19 protein-coding genes and 1 other RNA gene are annotated in these 17,470 nt (G+C 63.9%); 9 read left to right on the top strand and 11 right to left on the bottom strand.

Annotated features, from left to right (window positions below; translation table 11 throughout):
• The first annotated feature begins 13 nt into the window (after nucleotides 1–13).
• Nucleotides 14–427: RNase P RNA component class A (rnpB, locus tag FQ746_RS23900), an RNA gene on the top strand.
• A 64-nt stretch (nucleotides 428–491) separates the two neighbouring features.
• Here rnpB and FQ746_RS23895 read toward each other — a convergent pair.
• Nucleotides 492–914 carry an OsmC family protein gene (locus tag FQ746_RS23895; RefSeq protein ID WP_144112090.1) on the bottom strand — a complete coding sequence of 141 codons (423 nt, stop codon included), beginning with the start codon at nucleotides 912–914 and terminating at the stop codon, nucleotides 492–494.
• A 629-nt stretch (nucleotides 915–1,543) separates the two neighbouring features.
• Here FQ746_RS23895 and rplM point away from each other — a divergent pair.
• From rplM to erpA, 3 genes are all read left to right on the top strand, one after another.
• Nucleotides 1,544–1,972 (top strand): 50S ribosomal protein L13, encoded by a 429-nt coding sequence (gene rplM / locus FQ746_RS23890; protein WP_020069304.1) that lies wholly within the window; start codon nucleotides 1,544–1,546, stop codon nucleotides 1,970–1,972.
• Between the two features lie 11 nt (nucleotides 1,973–1,983).
• Nucleotides 1,984–2,376 carry a 30S ribosomal protein S9 gene (gene rpsI, locus FQ746_RS23885; protein WP_073429098.1) on the top strand — a complete coding sequence of 131 codons (393 nt, stop codon included), beginning with the start codon at nucleotides 1,984–1,986 and terminating at the stop codon, nucleotides 2,374–2,376.
• 227 nt (nucleotides 2,377–2,603) lie between these two features.
• Complete coding sequence (erpA, locus tag FQ746_RS23880; RefSeq protein ID WP_144112089.1) at nucleotides 2,604–2,969, top strand: iron-sulfur cluster insertion protein ErpA; 366 nt, start codon at nucleotides 2,604–2,606, stop codon at nucleotides 2,967–2,969.
• Between the two features lie 72 nt (nucleotides 2,970–3,041).
• Here the strand turns inward: erpA and FQ746_RS23875 are convergent, their stop codons facing one another.
• Entirely contained in the window at nucleotides 3,042–4,172 is a 1,131-nt protein-coding gene (locus FQ746_RS23875; RefSeq protein ID WP_144112088.1) for an anhydro-N-acetylmuramic acid kinase, read from the bottom strand.
• Between the two features lie 203 nt (nucleotides 4,173–4,375).
• On the opposite strand from FQ746_RS23875, the gene tyrS reads away from it, so the two are divergent.
• The 3 genes from tyrS to FQ746_RS23860 are packed head-to-tail and all read left to right on the top strand — an operon-like array spanning nucleotide 4,376 to nucleotide 6,893.
• Nucleotides 4,376–5,638 (top strand): tyrosine--tRNA ligase, encoded by a 1,263-nt coding sequence (gene tyrS, locus FQ746_RS23870; protein ID WP_144112087.1) that lies wholly within the window; start codon nucleotides 4,376–4,378, stop codon nucleotides 5,636–5,638.
• 55 nt (nucleotides 5,639–5,693) lie between these two features.
• Entirely contained in the window at nucleotides 5,694–6,152 is a 459-nt protein-coding gene (dtd, locus tag FQ746_RS23865; RefSeq protein WP_144112086.1) for a D-aminoacyl-tRNA deacylase, read from the top strand.
• A 51-nt stretch (nucleotides 6,153–6,203) separates the two neighbouring features.
• Nucleotides 6,204–6,893: a histidine phosphatase family protein gene (locus tag FQ746_RS23860; protein ID WP_144112085.1), complete on the top strand. Its 690-nt coding sequence runs from the start codon at nucleotides 6,204–6,206 to the stop codon at nucleotides 6,891–6,893.
• Between the two features lie 58 nt (nucleotides 6,894–6,951).
• Here FQ746_RS23860 and FQ746_RS23855 read toward each other — a convergent pair whose 3' ends face one another.
• From FQ746_RS23855 to ruvC, 4 genes are all read right to left on the bottom strand, one after another.
• Nucleotides 6,952–7,902 carry an oxygenase MpaB family protein gene (locus FQ746_RS23855; protein WP_144112084.1) on the bottom strand — a complete coding sequence of 317 codons (951 nt, stop codon included), beginning with the start codon at nucleotides 7,900–7,902 and terminating at the stop codon, nucleotides 6,952–6,954.
• Nucleotides 7,903–7,941: 39 nt separating this feature from the next.
• Nucleotides 7,942–9,006 carry a Holliday junction branch migration DNA helicase RuvB gene (ruvB, locus tag FQ746_RS23850; RefSeq protein WP_144112083.1) on the bottom strand — a complete coding sequence of 355 codons (1,065 nt, stop codon included), beginning with the start codon at nucleotides 9,004–9,006 and terminating at the stop codon, nucleotides 7,942–7,944.
• Nucleotides 9,007–9,092: 86 nt separating this feature from the next.
• The gene (ruvA, locus tag FQ746_RS23845) at nucleotides 9,093–9,674 is read right to left on the bottom strand and encodes a Holliday junction branch migration protein RuvA (protein ID WP_144112082.1); all 582 of its coding nucleotides are present in this window, start codon (nucleotides 9,672–9,674) and stop codon (nucleotides 9,093–9,095) included.
• A gap of 53 nt (nucleotides 9,675–9,727) precedes the next feature.
• Complete coding sequence (gene ruvC / locus FQ746_RS23840) at nucleotides 9,728–10,270, bottom strand: crossover junction endodeoxyribonuclease RuvC (protein ID WP_144112081.1); 543 nt, start codon at nucleotides 10,268–10,270, stop codon at nucleotides 9,728–9,730.
• Between the two features lie 142 nt (nucleotides 10,271–10,412).
• Here ruvC and FQ746_RS23835 point away from each other — a divergent pair, with 142 nt between their 5' ends.
• Complete coding sequence (locus tag FQ746_RS23835) at nucleotides 10,413–10,652, top strand: hypothetical protein (RefSeq protein ID WP_144112080.1); 240 nt, start codon at nucleotides 10,413–10,415, stop codon at nucleotides 10,650–10,652.
• A 63-nt stretch (nucleotides 10,653–10,715) separates the two neighbouring features.
• On the opposite strand, the gene purH is transcribed toward FQ746_RS23835, so the two are convergent.
• The 5 genes from purH to FQ746_RS23810 all read right to left on the bottom strand — a co-directional run bounded on the left by purH (nucleotide 10,716) and on the right by FQ746_RS23810 (nucleotide 16,661).
• Nucleotides 10,716–12,281, bottom strand: coding sequence for a bifunctional phosphoribosylaminoimidazolecarboxamide formyltransferase/IMP cyclohydrolase (purH, locus tag FQ746_RS23830; RefSeq protein ID WP_144112079.1), 1,566 nt, complete (start codon nucleotides 12,279–12,281; stop codon nucleotides 10,716–10,718).
• Nucleotides 12,282–12,336: 55 nt separating this feature from the next.
• Nucleotides 12,337–12,570, bottom strand: coding sequence for a Fis family transcriptional regulator (locus FQ746_RS23825; RefSeq protein ID WP_020069294.1), 234 nt, complete (start codon nucleotides 12,568–12,570; stop codon nucleotides 12,337–12,339).
• Nucleotides 12,567–13,634: a tRNA dihydrouridine synthase DusB gene (gene dusB / locus FQ746_RS23820; RefSeq protein WP_144112078.1), complete on the bottom strand. Its 1,068-nt coding sequence runs from the start codon at nucleotides 13,632–13,634 to the stop codon at nucleotides 12,567–12,569. Before dusB ends, FQ746_RS23825 begins: the two co-directional genes overlap by 4 nt.
• A 251-nt stretch (nucleotides 13,635–13,885) precedes the next feature.
• On the bottom strand, nucleotides 13,886–15,169 hold the full coding sequence (locus FQ746_RS23815; RefSeq protein ID WP_144112077.1) for a UbiH/UbiF/VisC/COQ6 family ubiquinone biosynthesis hydroxylase: 1,284 nt from the start codon (nucleotides 15,167–15,169) through the stop codon (nucleotides 13,886–13,888).
• A 7-nt stretch (nucleotides 15,170–15,176) separates the two neighbouring features.
• Nucleotides 15,177–16,661, bottom strand: coding sequence for an aminopeptidase P N-terminal domain-containing protein (locus FQ746_RS23810; RefSeq protein WP_144112076.1), 1,485 nt, complete (start codon nucleotides 16,659–16,661; stop codon nucleotides 15,177–15,179).
• Between the two features lie 191 nt (nucleotides 16,662–16,852).
• Here FQ746_RS23810 and FQ746_RS23805 point away from each other — a divergent pair, with 191 nt between their 5' ends.
• Complete coding sequence (locus FQ746_RS23805; protein WP_144112075.1) at nucleotides 16,853–17,467, top strand: glutathione S-transferase family protein; 615 nt, start codon at nucleotides 16,853–16,855, stop codon at nucleotides 17,465–17,467.
• Nucleotides 17,468–17,470: the final 3 nt, after the last annotated feature.

Here is a 17,470-nt window from a genome sequence, read left to right as displayed (position 1 = left end):
AATCCGCCGCAGCAAAGTAGGCCAGGCAGTCGCGGCTTCGACGGTTTCGGCCGGAGAGGGCGAGGAAAGTCCGGACTCCACAGGGCAGGGTGATGGCTAACGGCCATCCGTGGCGACACGCGGAACAGGGCAACAGAAAGCAAACCGCCGATGGCCCGGCGCAAGCCGGGATCAGGTAAGGGTGAAACGGTGCGGTAAGAGCGCACCGCGGCTGCTGCAAGGCAGACCGGCAAGGTAACCTCCACCCGGAGCAATTCCAAGTAGGCAAGCTAGCATCTTCGAGATGCAGGACGGGGCCCCTGTCACGCTTGCGGGTAGGGAGCTTGAGCGCGTCAGTAATGGCGCGTCTAGAGGAATGACTGCTACGCGCGTCATGTTTTCGGACGTGACGTGTGCACAGAATCCGGCTTATCGGCCTGCTTTGCCACCCGACAAAAAAATGCCGGCGTCCGTAGGGACGCCGGCATTTTTATTTGAGCGAGCGGCTGGACTCAGCCCGGAACGATGTCGAACGAGTGCGTGAGTTCGGCGGTCTTCGCGATCATGATCGACGCCGAGCAGTATTTGTCGTGTGACAGGTTGATCGCGCGTTCGACGGTGGCCGGGTTCAGGTTCTTGCCCGTCACGGTGAAGTGGAAATGAATCTTCGTGAACACTTTCGGGTCTTCGCTGGCGCGCTCGGCCTTCAACGTCACCGAGCAGCCGGCGATTTCCTGGCGGCTTTTCTTCAGGATCATCACGACGTCGTAGGCGGTGCAGCCGCCCGTGCCGAGCAGAACCATCTCCATGGGACGCGGCGACAGGTTGCGGCCGCCGCCTTCGGGCGCGCCGTCCATCGTGACCAGATGACCGCTGCCCGTTTCCGCGGCAAACGCCATGCCGTCCTGCCCCATCCAGCTTACTTTGCATTCCATGCTGTACTCCACCGCGCTGCGCAATATCGAGACGGCATTGTAGCCCGCTGAAGGCGCCTCCGCCCGAGGTGTCCCTGGACGGAAATTATGCGGAACGGGGCTTGGCGTGTTGCGGTGCAGTATGCGCAGTCGATTGGGGAATGCCCGCGGTCATTTAGGGGTTTTACTCTAGACGTGACGGAAGTGCTGCTGCGGGTAATCTCGCTGGAGCCCTTGATGCATATAGAAATTAGGCAAAATCACGAAGTCCATCGGGCTTGCCGCATTATGAGATTGCGTTTCGCCATGTAAATGTTCTTGCGTTGCACAAGGCACCCCCATATACTCGTCCTTGTCTCCTCCACCTCCTCCATTGGTGGATTAAACCCGAACCAACCAGTTCGGGTTTTTTTTCGCCCTGCTTTTGCCTCGCCTTTGCGCGACCCGACTCAATTAAGCGGCCGTTTTTACGTCTCGTCGCTGCCAGCTCCCGCAAGTTTTGACTCCGACTTGCAAATTCCTCTATAATTCAAGGCTTTTCCGCATTCGCGCCCGCGGAGGAAGAACCAGGGAGAGCCTGCACGCGCCATGATGCGCACACTACAAGCAGGAAAAAACATATTGGGCGCAGCAATTTTTTTGGATCGATCATGAAGACGTTTTCCGCAAAAGCCCATGAGGTGACGCGCGAATGGTACGTGATTGACGCGACGGATAAGGTTCTCGGGCGTGTCGCCAGCGAAGTGGCACACCGTCTTCGCGGCAAGCACAAGCCTGAATTCACTCCGCACGTCGACACCGGTGATTTCATCATCGTTATCAACGCCGGCAAGTTGAAAGTCACGGGCAACAAAGCTACTGACAAGAAGTACTACCGTCACTCGGGCTACCCGGGCGGTATCTATGAAACGACGTTCGGCAAGATGCAGGAACGCTTCCCGGGCCGCGCGCTCGAGAAAGCGGTCAAGGGCATGCTGCCGAAGGGCCCGCTCGGCTACGCGATGATCAAGAAGCTGAAGGTCTACGCTGAAGCAACGCATCCGCATTCGGCGCAACAGCCGAAAGCGCTCGAGATCTAAGGGGAGCCCACATGATCGGTAACTGGAATTACGGCACGGGCCGCCGCAAGAGCGCCGTCGCACGCGTCTTCATCAAGGCAGGCAAGGGCGATATCGTTGTGAACGGCAAGCCCATCGCCGATTACTTCTCGCGCGAAACGTCGCTGATGATCGTGCGTCAGCCGCTGGAACTCACGAACCACGCTGCCACGTTCGACATCAAGGTCAACGTGACGGGTGGCGGTGAAACGGGTCAAGCTGGTGCCGTTCGCCACGGCATCACCCGCGCGCTGATGGACTACGACGCAACGCTGAAGCCGCAACTGTCGCACGCTGGCTTCGTGACGCGTGACGCTCGTGAAGTCGAACGTAAGAAGGTCGGCTTCCACAAGGCACGTCGCCGGAAGCAATTCTCGAAGCGTTAATCGTTTCGGGTGCGCACCGGCTTTCGGGCCGGGTCGCTGCAAAAGCCGCCAACGCTTTCGCGAAGGCGGCTTTTTTTTAGGCGCGGGGCGTCGCCCCTCGCGCGATTTCGCTGCAGGCGGAATGAGGGCCTGTCGGTCGCTGCGTAAAAACCCATTGATTTTGTGGGCTTCAGCACGATATCGAGATCAGCCCTACAATGGCGGATAAGTTTTTTTGGAGAGTTCGAATGAACGCTGTCACCGAAGCACCTGTGACCGAGATGCCCGCCCCCTTCGTTTTTACCGACGCAGCGGCTGACAAGGTCAAGCAACTGATCGAAGAAGAAGGCAATGCGGACCTCAAGCTGCGCGTTTTCGTGCAAGGCGGCGGCTGCTCGGGCTTTCAGTATGGTTTTACGTTCGACGAAGCCGTGAATGAAGACGACACGGTCATGAACAAAAGCGGCGTCCAGCTGCTGATCGACTCGATGAGCTACCAGTATCTGGTCGGTGCCGAGATCGACTATAAGGACGACATCAACGGCGCGCAGTTCGTCATCAAGAACCCGAACGCCACGACCACCTGCGGTTGCGGTTCGTCGTTCTCGGTTTGATAACGGTTTAATCTGCTAGCGGTACAAAAAACGGAGCTTCGGCTCCGTTTTTATTTTGTGCGCGTGCCGCTGTTATCGCGGATAAATCGCGCCTAACACGCGCTCGGCCGCTGCGCCCGTTACCGCCGGCAAATTGCCGGGCAGACGCGCGACACACCGCATCGCAAGCCACGCGAACGCGAGCGGTTCGACCTGACTCGGCGGAACACCCAACGCATCCGTGGTCATCACCGGCACGCCGCTGACGCCGCTGTCTTCCAGCGCCTGCTGCAGTGCCCGAAGTATCTCGGGATTGCGCGCGCCGCCACCACACACGTAGACCGCCTTCGCATCCGACGCATGCCGTTCGATCTCGCGCGCGATCGTTACCGCGGTCAATGCTACCAGGGTCGCCTGCACATCGGCCGGCGCGAGTGCAGTGAACGGCTGCAGTTTCGCGTCGAGCCAGGCAGCGTTGAACAGATCGCGGCCGGTGCTCTTCGGCGGTTGCTGGACGAAGAACGGCTCGTCGAGCAGCGCATTGAGCAGCGAGCGGTCCACCTGACCGCCGGCCGCAAAGTGGCCGTTCTCGTCGAAAGGTTTGCCGAGATGCCGCTGCGCCCATTCGTCGAGCAACGCATTGGCCGGGCCGCAGTCGAAACCGCGCACGCTGCCCGTCGCGTTCAGAATCGTGATGTTGCTGATCCCGCCGAGATTGCAGACTACGCGCGTGTCGTCCTTCGCGCCGAAAACGGTCGCGTGGAACGCCGGCACGAGCGGCGCGCCTTGACCTCCGGCGGCGACGTCGCGGCTGCGGAAATCCGCGATCACGTCGATATGCATCATTTCGGCGAGCAGCGCGGGGTTGTTGATCTGCCGCGTGTAGCCTTTTTCCGGTCGATGCCGCACCGTCTGCCCATGCACGCCGATCGCCCGCACCTCGGCGGCCGGCACGCGGCAGCCGCGCAACAGGTCGTGGCAGCACACCGTATAGCGCGTCGCCAGCGCGTTAGCGGCCAGCGCTTCGCGTTCGATCTCGTTCTCACCGGGTTGCTGTAACGCGAACAGCGCCTCGCGCAGGCTCTCGGCAAAGCCGACGAACGCCTCGGCCAGCACGACCGGCGCCTGTCCTTCGGTGAAGCGGACGGCCACGCCGTCAACGCCGTCCATGCTCGTGCCGGACATCAGTCCGAAGTAGACGCCGTCTGCGGTGTCTTGCGCCACGTTGCTGCTCCTGTCCAAGGTTCGTTGCGAAGGTTGTAGCAGATTATCGTCGCGAGCGCGGTCGAATTGGGCTACCCGATGTGCGGACCCTCCCGCGTGGCGGGCAGAAATTGCGTTGCTGCACCGGCACCCCCCCGACTTGGAGGGTGCGCCGGCGCGCATCTATGGGACAATCTCTCCTTTTGCGACTTCAAGTTTCCAGCATGAGCACCGAGTCCACCAAGCCTAGCCCCGCCGTTTCCGCCGTCCCGGCTTTCCCGATCACCGACGAAGTTCGTCACGCGCTCGCCGTCACCAAACGCGGCGTCGACGAATTGCTGATCGAAGACGAATTCGCGCAAAAGCTGGCCAGAAGCGCGGCGACCGGCAAGCCGTTGCGCATCAAACTCGGGCTCGACCCGACGGCGCCCGACATCCACATCGGCCATACGGTCGTGCTCAACAAGATGCGGCAGTTGCAGGACCTGGGGCACACCGTCATTTTTCTGATCGGCGACTTTACTTCGCTCATCGGCGATCCGTCGGGCCGCAATGCCACGCGTCCGCCGCTCACGCGCGAACAGATCGAGTCGAACGCGAAAACGTATTTCGATCAGGCCGCGCTGGTGCTCGACCGCGACAAGACCGAAATCCGCTATAACAGCGAATGGTCGATGCCGCTGGGCGCCGACGGCATGATCAAGCTCGCTTCGCGCTACACGGTCGCGCGCATTCTCGAGCGGGAAGATTTCACCAAACGCTTTCAGGGCGGCGTGCCTATCTCGATCCACGAGTTCCTGTATCCATTAATGCAAGGCTACGATTCCGTCGCGCTCAACGCCGATCTGGAACTGGGCGGGACGGACCAGAAGTTCAATCTGCTGGTCGGCCGCGAGTTGCAGAAGCAGTACGGCCAGGAACAGCAGTGCATCCTGACCATGCCGCTGCTGGAAGGCCTCGACGGCGTCGAGAAAATGTCGAAGTCGAAGCACAACTACATCGGCATCAGCGAAAAGCCGTCGGACATGTTCGGCAAGCTGATGAGCATCTCCGACGTGCTCATGTGGCGTTATTTCGAGTTGCTGTCGTTCCGCCCCATGGACGAAATTGCGGGCTTCAAGAAGGAAATCGAGGCAGGCCGCAATCCGCGTGACTTCAAGGTGCTGCTCGGTCAGGAAATCGTCGCGCGCTTTCACTCGCCGGCCGACGCCGAGCGTGCGCTCGAGGACTTCAACCACCGCGCAAAGGGCGGCGTGCCGGACGACATTCCCACGGTGATGCTGGCGGGCGCGCCGCTCGCCATCGGGCAATTGCTCAAGCAGGCCAATCTCGTGCCGTCCACGAGCGAAGCGCTGCGCAACATCGAGCAGGGCGGCGTGAAAATCGACGGCGCAACCGTGTCGGACAAGGGCCTCAAGGTCGAAGCCGGCGAATACGTGGTGCAGGTCGGCAAGCGCCGTTTTGCCCGCGTTACGCTGACAGCCTGATGCCGGCGCTGACGGTCACCTCGCTCAACTCGCTCACCTTACGGTTCGTGCGGCCATGATCGCGTTGATCCAGCGCGTGCGCCGCGCCGAAGTGCGAGTGGGCGATCGGGTGACGGGCGCCATCGAGGCAGGCCTGCTCGCGCTCGTGTGCGCCGAACGTGGCGATACCGAGGCCGCCGCCGACCGCTTGCTCGCCAAGGTACTCGGCTACCGGGTGTTCAGCGACGCGGCCGGCAAGATGAATCTGTCCGTGCAGAATCTCGACGGCGCCGGGCGCGCGGGTGGCCTGCTGCTGGTGTCGCAATTCACGCTGGCGGCGGATACCAACAGCGGCTTGCGTCCGAGCTTCACGCCCGCCGCGCCGCCGGACGAAGGCAGGCGGCTGTTCGATTACTTCGTCGCTGCCGCGCGCGGCAAACATCCAACTGTCGAGACGGGCGAGTTCGGCGCCGATATGCAGGTTTCGCTCGTGAACGACGGCCCGGTCACGTTCTGGTTGCAGACGAACGCCTGACGTCGGCCGCCCACCATCGAGCAATCGGCCCATCCTCCAAACCTTCCTCCCATGACCACGCAAATCCTGTTCATTCGCCACGGCGAAACCGAGTGGAATCGCATCAAGCGCATTCAAGGTCACATCGACATTCCGCTGGCGACCACAGGCGTCGAGCAGGCGCAGCGTCTCGCGCAACGTCTCGCGCAAGAGGCTCAGGAGGCGCAGGACGGCGAGATGCGACTGGACGGGATCTACTCGAGCGACCTGCAGCGCGCGCAGCAAACCGCGCAGCCTATTGCCGACGCGCTCGGTCTGCCGCTGCAATTGCGCGAAGCGTTGCGTGAGCGCTCGTACGGCGCGTTCCAGGGGCTGGACAGCGACGAGATCGCGGTCCGTTTCCCCGAGCCCTACGCTCACTGGCAAACCCGCGATCCCGATTTCGCACCGCCGGAAGGCGAGTCGCTGCGCCAGTTCTACGAGCGCGTGGTGCAAGCCGTTCGACCGCTGGTGGCCGCGCATCCGGGCGGCCGTATCGCCTGTGTGGCGCATGGCGGCGTGCTCGATTGCGTACGCCGTTTCGCCGGTAAGTTGCCGCTCGACGCACCGCGCGATTACGCGCTGTTGAATACGAGCCTCAACGTGGTGGATTTCATCGACGATGGGAGCCGGGCTGTCATCGTGTCATGGGCAGACGTGTCGCATCTCGACGCGCCCAGCGCGGACGACAGTTTCAGGCGGAGCCCCGCGGCCGCGAAATGAGCCGGGCCGCAGGCGCGCGCTATGTCCGGCGCGTGTTGGTCCGCGGGTTAGTCCACACTCACTCCGCCCCACCATCAGCCGCCACGCGCCGACGCGCCCGCTTCGACACCCCGTTCACCAGCCCCCAGCGGATCACCGGCGCGAGCGCCCGCACGCCGGGTCTCGCAACCGCTCGACGAAGCAGCGCGAACCGCTTGAACCCGAGCATCGTCTGCGCCCAGTCCGGCAACAAATCCACGCCAGCGGTCAGCATCAGCGAGGCCGCCGGCCGCATCGCGGCGCTCGGGACGGGCGCGTTCATCAGAACCCGCACCACTTCGCGCGTGCGCTCGCTGGCCACCAGCGCCGGTTGCATCGCGAGCAGGTAAGCATCGATCGCGGCGCGTGAGCGCGGTATGTCGGCTGCGCCCAGCATTTCCGCGATTCGGGCCGTTTCCGCGAAGTAGCGGTCCTGATCGGCCAGCGGCAACCGCGGATTCACATAGCGCAGATGCGCGGTCATGAAGCTCGATACTTCGGCGACATGCACCCAGGTCAGCAACTCGGGATCGCTCGCGCGATAAGGCTGGCCGTCCGGCCCGACACCCGTCACGCCAAGGTGGATCCGCCGCACACGTTCGATCAAGGCGAGCGCATCGTGACGGTTGCCATAGGTCGTACCGGCAATGAACGTCGCGGTGCGACGCAGTCGTCCGAGAATGTCGGTGCGAAACGTGGAATGGTCCCAGACGCCGGCGAGCGCCAGCGGATGCAAGGCCTGCAGCAGTAGGGCGCTGACCCCGCCGGTCATCATCGACGTGAAGTCGGCGTGGATGGTCCAGCACGCCGAGTCGGGACCGAAGAGGCCGGGGTCGCCCGGCGGCGAAGAGTAATCGAGGGTTGGCCCGCTGCCGCTAGTCAGATGCGTGACGCCCGCGGCCAGTTTGGCGCGGATTCCACCGGTAAGCCGATGCACCAGCCCGACGCCAGGCGAAGGCTGCGAGCCTGAGCCCACTTCTCGATCTGACATTCCCAAATCGCCCCTACGCTATGCCGTCGAGTTGGCCGTTCAGGGCGCGGCCGCGTCCCACAAGCCGGGCACCGCGCTCGACGAGTCCGGTGCGGCGAGGCCGAAATGACGATAGGTCAGCAGCGTGGCGACCCGTCCGCGCGGCGTGCGTTGCAGGAAACCTTGCTGGATCAGATACGGTTCGAGCACGTCTTCGATCGTGTCGCGCTCTTCGCCGATGGCCGCGGCCAGATTGTCCACGCCGACCGGGCCGCCGTCGAATTTGTGCAAGATGGCTTCGAGCAGTTTGCGGTCCATCAGGTCGAAGCCGACCGCATCCACGTCGAGCATTCTGAGCGCGGCATCGGCCACTTGCGCAGTGATGTTGCCGTCGGCTTTGACCTCGGCGAAATCGCGCACGCGGCGCAGCAGGCGGTTGGCGATTCGCGGCGTACCCCGCGCGCGCTTGGCGATTTCGAAAGCGCCATCCGGGTGGATTTGCGCGTTCAGCAGCGAAGCCGAACGGGTGACGATGCGCGCCAGTTCTTCGGCGTTGTAGAACTCGAGCCGCGCGACGATACCGAAGCGGTCGCGCAGCGGATTGGTCAACATACCGGCACGGGTCGTGGCGCCCACCAGCGTGAACGGTTGCAGGTCGAGCTTCACGCTACGCGCGGCCGGTCCTTCGCCGATCATGATGTCGATCTGATAATCCTCCAACGCGGGGTACAGAATTTCTTCGACGACCGGCGAGAGCCGGTGAATTTCGTCGATGAACAGCACGTCGTTGGCTTCGAGATTGGTGAGCAGCGCGGCGAGGTCGCCCGCGCGTTCCAGGACCGGACCGGAGGTCTGCCGCAGATTGACGCCCATTTCCCGCGCGATGATGTGCGCGAGCGTGGTTTTACCGAGACCCGGCGGCCCGAACAGCAGCACGTGATCAAGCGATTCGGAACGGCGCTTGGCAGCCTCGATGAAGATTTCGAGCTGGCCGCGGACCTTTTCCTGCCCGACGTATTCTTCGAGCTGGCGTGGGCGCAGCGCCCGCTCGAACGCTTCTTCGTTCGGCGAGACGGGCGTGGCCGCGATGATGCGCTCGGCGGCGAGTTTGTCGGTTTCGATCATGCAGGCATTGTACAGCGAGCCACCTTGCGTCCAAGGCTCATTGGGCGCGGCCGATCAGGCCGCTGAACCCCGCGCTGAACGCGCGCCTAACCCTTCGACAACGCCTTCAACGCGAGCTTGATGCCTTCGGACACGCCCGTGCCGGCCGGCACGTTCTTGATGGCGGCGAGCCCCTCTTTCTCCGAGTAACCCAGCGCGAGCAGCGCATTCAGAATGTCGGACGCATGGTCGGATGCGGATGCCGCACCGGCCATTGCGCCGAGATCCGCGCCGAGCTTGCCCTTCAGTTCGAGCAACAGCCGCTCCGCCGTTTTCTTGCCGATGCCCGGCACGCGAGTCAGCCGCGCCGCGTCCTGCAGCGTGACGGTCTGCGACAACTCGTGCACGCTCATACCGGACAGTACCGCGAGCGCCATGCGCGCGCCGATGCCGGAAATCTTCAACAGTTCGCGAAAGGTCGAGCGCTCTTCGGCGGTACCGAAGCCGTACAGCAGATGCGCGTCTTCACGCACGATCATTTGCGTGAGCAGCACGATGCGCTCGCCGGTGGACGGCAGGTTGTAGAAAGTGCTCATGGGCACGTCGACTTCATAACCGATGCCGTTGCAGTCGACGAGCAGATGCGGCGGGTTTTTTTCCAGCAGAACGCCGGCAATGCGACCGATCATGGCGAATTAATCGTTAGAGAAAGGGTGGAAGAAAAAAGGCGAGTGTAGCGTGCTCAACCGACAAGACGCCCACGCCGTACCCGCAGGCCTTTCTTGGCTAGCGCAGGTGCAATGCCGCCCAATGTGCTCAACGTCGCGCCGCTATGCGCATGGCAGATTGCCATGCCGAGCGCGTCGGCCGCATCGGTGCCGGGAACGCCTGAGAGGGCAAGAAGGCGCACGACCATCTGCTGCATCTGCTCCTTGGTCGCACGGCCGTAGCCGACCACGGCCTGCTTCAACTGCAACGCCGTGTATTCGGCGACCGGCACGCCGCCCGCCACCAGCGCGCAGATAGCGGCCCCTCGCGCCTGGCCGAGCAGCAGCGTGGACTGCGGATTCACGTTGACGAACACTTTCTCGATGGCGGACTGGTCGGGCGCATGCTCGCGGGTCAGTGTCGAAATACCTTCGAAGATGGTGCCGAGCCGCGAGGGCAGATCGGCGTCGGCTGTCTTGATGACGCCGCTCGCCACGTAGCTGAGCTTGTGACCGCTCTGGTCGATGATGCCGAAGCCGGTCACGCGCAAGCCGGGGTCGATGCCGAGAATTCTCATGAAGTGCCGCACAAGCGGTAAAAACCTGGTGCCTGCGATACTACAACGAACGCATGGCGCGGCGGGCGGCGCGGCGGTTGATCGGCGGAATAAAAAGTGCTCGGGACAAGCGTATGGAGCCGCGTCCGGAGGAGGGCAGCAGATGAAGCGCTACGGCAATCTCAGTGGAGCATCGGGCGTCGACGCTTATCAGGTCGGCGACGATCGTATCGGCGTACGTTTCCGTTCCGGCGACGTGTATTGGTACACGAAGGCGGGCATCGGCGCGAAACACCTGACGGCACTCAAACGTCTGGCGTTGCAAGGCCAGGGTCTGGCGACCTATATCAGCACCCATCCCGACGTGAAAGATCGCTACGAGAGCAAAGAGCCGGACGACTGAGCCGGGCCGCCGAAAAAAAAGCCCGGTGGGCTAATCCACCGGGCTTTTGCATCTGGACGAATCTCAGTGCCGGAAGTGACGCACGCCGGTCAACACCATCGCGATGTTGTGCTCGTCCGCGGCGCCGATCACTTCGTCGTCACGCATCGAACCGCCCGGTTGAATCACGCAGGTCGCGCCCGCTGCCACTACCACGTCCAGACCGTCGCGGAACGGGAAAAACGCGTCCGACGCCACGGCCGAACCGGCCAGCGTCAAACCGGCGTTCTGCGCCTTGATGCTGGCGATGCGCGCCGAGTCCACGCGGCTCATCTGACCCGCGCCGACGCCGAGCGTCATGCCGTTCGCGCAGAACACGATGGCGTTCGACTTCACGTACTTGGCGACGCGCCACGAGAACAGCAGGTCGTCCATTTCCTTCGCCGTCGGCTGACGCTTCGTGACGACGCGCAATTCGTCCGGCTGCACGTTCTTCGAGTCGAGCGACTGCACCAGCAGGCCGCCGCCGACGCGCTTCAGATCGAACGCGTTATGGCCTTCGCCCAGCGCGATTTCCAGCAGACGCACGTTCTGCTTCGCCGCGAACACCTGGCGAGCCGCTGCGCTGAACGACGGCGCGATCAACACTTCGACGAACTGTTTGGCCACTGCTTGCGCCGCCGTTTCGTCCACTTCGCGATTGAACGCGATGATGCCGCCGAACGCCGAAGTCGGGTCCGTCTGGAACGCCTTCGCATACGCTTCGTTGGCGTCGAGTCCGACCGCCACGCCGCACGGATTCGCATGCTTGACGATCACGCAGGCCGGTACGTCGAAGGTCTTCACGCATTCCCACGCTGCGTCGGAATCGGCGATGTTGTTGTACGACAGTTCCTTGCCCTGCAACTGGTTGTAGTTCGCCAGTGCGCCGGCCGGCACGGTGAGGTCGCGGTAGAACGCGGCGCTCTGGTGCGGGTTTTCGCCGTAGCGCAGGTCCTGCACCTTGTCGAACGCCAGATTGAACGTGGCCGGGTACGTGTTGCGCGACGCGTGCTGCAGTTCGTCGGTGAGGCTGGTCAGATAGTTCGTGATCGCGCCGTCGTATTGCGCGGTATGCGCGAACACCTTGGTCGCAAGGCGGAAATTCGTCTTGTACGACAGCGTGTTGCCGTTGCCGCGCATTTCGTCGAGCACGACCGCGTAATCCGCCGGATCGACCACCACCGTCACGTCGCGATGATTCTTCGCGGCCGAGCGCAGCATGGTCGGGCCACCGATGTCGATGTTCTCGATCGCGTCTTCCAGCGAGCACTCTTCTTTCGACACCGTCTGCACGAACGGGTACAGGTTCACCACCAGCAGGTCGATGGTCGGAATGTCGTGCTTCTCGAGTGCCGCCATGTGTTCCGGCAGATCGCGGCGCGCGAGGATGCCGCCGTGCACCTTCGGATGCAGCGTCTTCACACGCCCGTCGAGCATTTCCGGGAAGCCGGTGTAATCGGCGACCTCGGTGACGGGCAGACCCGCGTCCGCGAGCAGTTTCGCGGTGCCGCCGGTCGACAGGATCTTGACGCCGAGGTCCGACAGCGACTTGGCGAAGTCGAGAATGCCGGACTTGTCGGAAACGGAAATGAGCGCTTGCTTGATCATGATGAAGACGAAAAGCCGAAGGGGAACGTGGCAGGGCGCCGGAAAACTACAACGGTTACAGCAAACCGTGCTGTTGCAGTTTCTTGCGCAGCGTATTGCGGTTGATGCCGAGATACTCGGCGGCCAGCGACTGGTTGCCGCCGGCCTGCTCGAGCACCACTTCGAGCAGGGGTTTTTCTACGCATGAAATGACCATGTCGTAGACGTCGTGCGGATTCGATCCGTCGAGATCCTGGAAGTACACGCCCAGGCTGTCGCGGACGGATTGTTCGATATTGTTCTTGCTCATGCTGCTAGTCGGTCGGTATGGTCCGGCTCGCCGTCGTTCCTGTCGGACGTCTCGTCGACGTAGACAAGCCGGTCGGAGATCGCCTTTTGGGCGTCGAAGAATTCGTTGACGGCGAGGAGTTGTTCGCGCGTGGTGTCCAGCGTATTCATGCGATGGCGGAACACGTTGGCGCCAGAAAGGCCGCGAGTGTACCAGCCGATGTGCTTGCGCGCAGTCCGTACACCCGTAAATTCACCGTAGAAAGCGTAGTGATCTTCGAGATGTTCGTTCATCACCTGCTGGATTTCGTCGATGCGCGGCGGCGGCAGCAACTCGCCCGTTTGCAGGAAATACCCGATCTCGCGAAAGAGCCACGGTCGCCCTTGCGCGGCACGTCCGATCATGATGGCGTCGGCGCCGGTGGCGGCCAGCACGTCACGGGCTTTGCGCGGCGACGTGATGTCGCCATTGGCCACGACCGGAATGCGCACGGCCGCTTTGACGGCCGCAATGGTTTCGTATTCGGCGTCGCCGTGATACAGGTCGGCGCGCGTGCGGCCGTGCACGGTGAGCATGGAGATGCCGGCCGCTTCGGCGAGGCGCGCGACGCTCAGCGCGTTCTTGTTGTCGCGGTTCCAGCCGGTGCGGATTTTCAGTGTGACGGGCACGGCGTCGGGGCCGATGCCCACTGCGCCCACCACCGCCTCGACGATGCGTTGCACGAGCGGCTCGTTCTGCAGCAGGGCCGAACCGGCTGCGACGTTGCAAACTTTCTTGGCCGGACAGCCCATGTTGATGTCGATGATCTGCGCGCCGTTGGAGACGTTGTAGCGTGCCGCTTCGGCCATCATCGCCGGGTCGGCGCCGGCGATCTGCACGGCGATGGGCTCGACTTCGCCGGTGTGATTGGCGCGCCGCATGGTCTTTTCGCTTTTCCACAACTGCGCGTTCGACGCCACCATTTCCGATACCGCATAGCCTGCGCCGAGCCGCTTGCACAGTTGCCGGAACGGCCGGTCGGTGACGCCGGCCATCGGGGCGACGAACAGGTTGTTACGCAGAATGTGGGAGCCGAGAGTGGGCATGACGTGGACGCGCGCGCGACCGATTGCTCAACAAATCTCAATCGGAGCATTCGCGAAATGCGAGGGAAAACCGCCATTTTAGCGTTAACAGATAGCCGGCACCCGACATGTACCGGCCGTAACCCATTAAATCTTCTATGAAAGTGCGCCAGTTCATAGAAGTCGTGGCGCTAACCGCGGGTTCGCCGGGTGACGCGAAACACGACTTCGACTGCACTGCGTCCGGCATCCTGGCCGGCGCAAGTTTTAGCTCAGCGGCGTTGCCCAAACATCATCTGGCGGGCGAGCGCGGTCTTGACCGGCGGCACGAATTCGAGCGCGGTCAGCGCGAGGCCGCGCATGATCGCGAGCGGCGCGAAGTCGAGCGTGAACAGACGCGCGAGGGTGTCGGTGGCGCCGATCGTCAGGCGGCGGTCGAGCGCGCGGCGTTGCGCGAAGCTCGCAAGCGCAAGCGCAGTTGGCCCTTGTGCTGACAACGCGTCGGCCAGCGCGTGTGCGTCGCGCAAACCGAGGTTCAGCCCCTGGCCCGCGACCGGATGCAAGGTCTGCGCCGCGTTGCCGATGGCGACGATGCGGCCGTTCACCAGCGTCTCGACGGCATTCAGGCCTAGCGGAAACGACGCGCGTCCCTTGATGTGCGTGAAGCGGCCCATGCGGTCGCCGAACGCTGCGCCGAGTTCGGCGAGGAACGCGTCGTAGCCGAGTTGCGCGCGCCGCGCGGCTTCGTGGGGCGAGCAGCACCAGACCAGCGCGTACTCGGCGCCGCGCACGCCGCCCATCGGCAGCAAGGCGATCGGCCCTTGTTCGGTGAAGCGCTCCCACGCGACATGCGGTTGCGGGGCCGACACCGTGACGGTGCCGACCAGCGCGGTTTGTCCGTAGTCGCGGCTGGCGATGTTGGTGATGTCGGCGTTGGCTTTGCCGTGGCTTTCAACGGCGTTGCCGTTTTTCTGATCGCCGAACAGGCCGCCTTCGGCGTTCACCAGAATTCGCGTACGCAGATGCCGGATCACGCCCGCGGTGTCGATCGGCACGCTCACGCCGTCGTGCGTCTGCTCCGGCGTGCCGGCGGAGGTGGAGCGGAACCAGTGGACGTTGCTCGCATGAACCGCCGCGGCGAGACCGTGCACGATCGAACCGTAGCGCAATACGTAGCCGAGCGCGGGTAGCCCGTGTTCGCGATGGTCGATCAGCGTGCGGCCGAAATGTCCGCGCTGCGACACGTGAATGCGCTGGATTGCGGTCGCGTCCGCCGGCCAGCGCAGCGGTTCGAGTATCGTCCGGCTGCCGTGCGACACCGCGATGGCGCGCGGGTCGGCAATCGAATCTTCGGGCTCGCGCGCGTCGACCAGGGCGATTTTCAGCGCCTGGGTCGCGCTACGCCGCGCCAGCCAGCCGGCGAGCGCGAGGCCGACCGGACCCGCGCCGACGATCGTCACGTCGAAATCGAACGGCGCAACCGTCGACGCAGACGAGCCCGACTGGGAGGATCGGGCGTGTTTCAGAATCACGGTCGATGGCGTTACGTCTTTCATCGCGGCTCTACTGGGTGATGGCGTGTGAAGCGGGAGGAGAAGCGGCAAGCGACGCCGCGGGCGAAGCCGCACCCGACGCGCAAGCTGCCTGCATCAGTGCTTCGATTTCGTCGGCGGCCACGGGCACGTCGCGCGTGATGAGTTCGCAACCGGTCGGCGTGACGATCGCGTCGTCTTCGATGCGGATGCCGATGTTCCAGTAGCGCTCGGGCACGCCTTCGGCAGGACGGATGTACAGGCCGGGTTCGATGGTCAGCGTCATGCCTGCCTGCAGCGTGCGCCACGGCAGCATGCCCGCTTCGTCGCGCGGCGCACCGCGTTCGCGATAGTCGCCCACGTCGTGCACGTCCATGCCGAGCCAGTGACCGGTGCGGTGCATATAGAACGGCGCGAACGCGCGCTCGGCGATCACGGCGTCGACCGACGCATACTTCGTGCGGTCGAGAATGCCGGTGTCGAGCAGACCTTGCGACAGCACCCGCACGGCCGCCTGGTGCGGATCGTCGAAGCTCGCACCGGCGCGCGTCGCGTCGATAGCGGCCTGCTGCGCGGCCAGCACGATGTCGTACAGCTCGCGCTGCGCCGGCGTGAAGCGGCCGCTCGCCGGGAAAGTGCGCGTGATGTCCGACGCGTACCCGTCGAGTTCGCAGGCCGCGTCGATCAGGATCAGGTCGCCGTCTTCGGCAACCGCGTTGCCGGCCGGGTAGTGCAGCACGCAGGCATTCGCACCCGCCGCGACGATCGACGTATAAGCGGGCGCCTGCGCGCCGTTTTTGCGGAACACGTAGAGCAGTTCGGCTTCCAGTTCGTACTCGTGCACGCCCGGATGGCAGGCCTGCATGGCGCGCCGGTGCGCCTGCGCGGAAATCTGCCCGGCGCGGCGCATGATGGCGAGTTCGTGGTCGTCCTTGACGAGCCGCAGGTCGTCGAGCAGCGGAATCAGATCGCGTGCGACGGCCGGCACCGCGACGCCGCTGCGGCCTTGCGCGCGTACCGTGTCGAGCCAGCCGCGCACCTGTTCGTCGAGTTGCGCCGATGCGCCGAGCGCGTAATGCAGCGTAGGCTGGTCGGCCAGCAGCGCCGGTAGTTTGACGTCGAGTTCGCTGACCGGGTAGGCGGCGTCGAGGCCGAACGCCTCGCGCGCGCCTTCGGGGCCGAAACGGAATCCTTCCCAGGTTTCCCGCTCGACGTTTTTCTCACGACAGAACAGGATGGCCGCGGGATCGCCCGCCGCGGGATCGCCGGCCGCCGGATCGCCGGGCGCCGCGCTCGCATCGAGCACGAGCCATGCTTCGGGTTCGGTGAAGCCGGTCAGATAGTAGAAGTAGCTGTCGTGCCGGTATGGGTAATCCGCATCGCGATTGCGGAGCTTTTCCGGCGCGGTGGGGACGATGGCGACGCCGCCGCCCGCGGCGCGCAGCGCGGCGAGTACGCGCTCGCGGCGCGCGCGGTAGACGTCGATGGCAACGGGGGATTGGGTCGGCAGGTTCATCGTGCGATTGTAGCGCCCACTTCGCGATCGGCGGCATCGGCCGTTCGGCCAGGTAGACGGCGAGCGCGCGGCGCGGCAATGTTGCAATCCATCCACAGCGAGTCTGCACGCGGCTCGCGCGGACGATACCCGGCTGCGGACCGCGTCCCACCACTTATACTTTCGCCGGATTCAGGAAAAGGCAGAGGGTCATGATGAAACTCATCGGTTCGCTCGCCAGCCCCTTCGTGCGCAAAGCGCGCATCGTGCTGGCCGACAAGAAGATCGACTACGAACTGGTGCCGGAAAACGTCTGGGCACCCGACACGGCCATTCACACGTTCAACCCGCTCGGCAAGGTGCCGTGCCTCGTCATGGAAGATGGCGAAGCGGTGTTCGACTCCCGGGTGATCTGCGAATACGTGGATACGCTGTCGCCGGTCGGCAAGCTGATTCCGCCGTCGGGACGCGAGCGGGTCGAGGTGCGGTGCTGGGAGGCGCTGGCGGACGGACTGCTCGACGCCGCGGTGCTGATTCGCGCCGAAGGCACGCAGCGCACGCCGGAGCAGCGTGTCGAAGCATGGGTCGCGCGGCAGCAGCGCAAGATCGACGAGGCATTGATCGCCATGTCGCGAGGACTCGCCAGCAAGCCCTGGTGCGCGGGCAATCGCTACTCGCTCGCGGATATCGCGGTAGGCTGCGCGCTGGGCTACCTCGATTTCCGCATGCCCGAGTTGAACTGGCGCGAGCTGCATCCGAATCTGGACAAGCATTTCCAGAAGCTTGCGCTGCGCCCGGCGTTCATCGATACGGTGCCGGTGGCTTGATCA

The organism is Paraburkholderia sp. BCC1886, assembly GCF_900996245.1.
GTDB lineage: Bacteria > Pseudomonadota > Gammaproteobacteria > Burkholderiales > Burkholderiaceae > Paraburkholderia.
The sequence above is the reverse complement of the archived record's forward strand: the minus strand, read 5'-3'. Positions and strand labels throughout refer to the sequence as shown.

Coding starts and splice junctions, on each gene's coding strand:
- FQ746_RS23810 (WP_144112076.1), bottom strand. CDS start 16,661: ATGAACCTGCCGACCCAATCCCCCGTTGCCATCGACGTCTACCGCGCG.
- FQ746_RS23805 (WP_144112075.1), top strand. CDS start 16,853: ATGATGAAACTCATCGGTTCGCTCGCCAGCCCCTTCGTGCGCAAAGCG.
- purH (WP_144112079.1), bottom strand. CDS start 12,281: ATGATCAAGCAAGCGCTCATTTCCGTTTCCGACAAGTCCGGCATTCTC.
- ruvB (WP_144112083.1), bottom strand. CDS start 9,006: ATGATCGAAACCGACAAACTCGCCGCCGAGCGCATCATCGCGGCCACG.
- dtd (WP_144112086.1), top strand. CDS start 5,694: ATGATCGCGTTGATCCAGCGCGTGCGCCGCGCCGAAGTGCGAGTGGGC.
- rpsI (WP_073429098.1), top strand. CDS start 1,984: ATGATCGGTAACTGGAATTACGGCACGGGCCGCCGCAAGAGCGCCGTC.
- dusB (WP_144112078.1), bottom strand. CDS start 13,634: ATGCCCACTCTCGGCTCCCACATTCTGCGTAACAACCTGTTCGTCGCC.
- FQ746_RS23825 (WP_020069294.1), bottom strand. CDS start 12,570: ATGAGCAAGAACAATATCGAACAATCCGTCCGCGACAGCCTGGGCGTG.
- tyrS (WP_144112087.1), top strand. CDS start 4,376: ATGAGCACCGAGTCCACCAAGCCTAGCCCCGCCGTTTCCGCCGTCCCG.
- ruvC (WP_144112081.1), bottom strand. CDS start 10,270: ATGAGAATTCTCGGCATCGACCCCGGCTTGCGCGTGACCGGCTTCGGC.
- FQ746_RS23815 (WP_144112077.1), bottom strand. CDS start 15,169: ATGAAAGACGTAACGCCATCGACCGTGATTCTGAAACACGCCCGATCC.
- ruvA (WP_144112082.1), bottom strand. CDS start 9,674: ATGATCGGTCGCATTGCCGGCGTTCTGCTGGAAAAAAACCCGCCGCAT.
- FQ746_RS23895 (WP_144112090.1), bottom strand. CDS start 914: ATGGAATGCAAAGTAAGCTGGATGGGGCAGGACGGCATGGCGTTTGCC.
- FQ746_RS23855 (WP_144112084.1), bottom strand. CDS start 7,902: ATGTCAGATCGAGAAGTGGGCTCAGGCTCGCAGCCTTCGCCTGGCGTC.
- rplM (WP_020069304.1), top strand. CDS start 1,544: ATGAAGACGTTTTCCGCAAAAGCCCATGAGGTGACGCGCGAATGGTAC.
- FQ746_RS23835 (WP_144112080.1), top strand. CDS start 10,413: ATGAAGCGCTACGGCAATCTCAGTGGAGCATCGGGCGTCGACGCTTAT.
- FQ746_RS23860 (WP_144112085.1), top strand. CDS start 6,204: ATGACCACGCAAATCCTGTTCATTCGCCACGGCGAAACCGAGTGGAAT.
- erpA (WP_144112089.1), top strand. CDS start 2,604: ATGAACGCTGTCACCGAAGCACCTGTGACCGAGATGCCCGCCCCCTTC.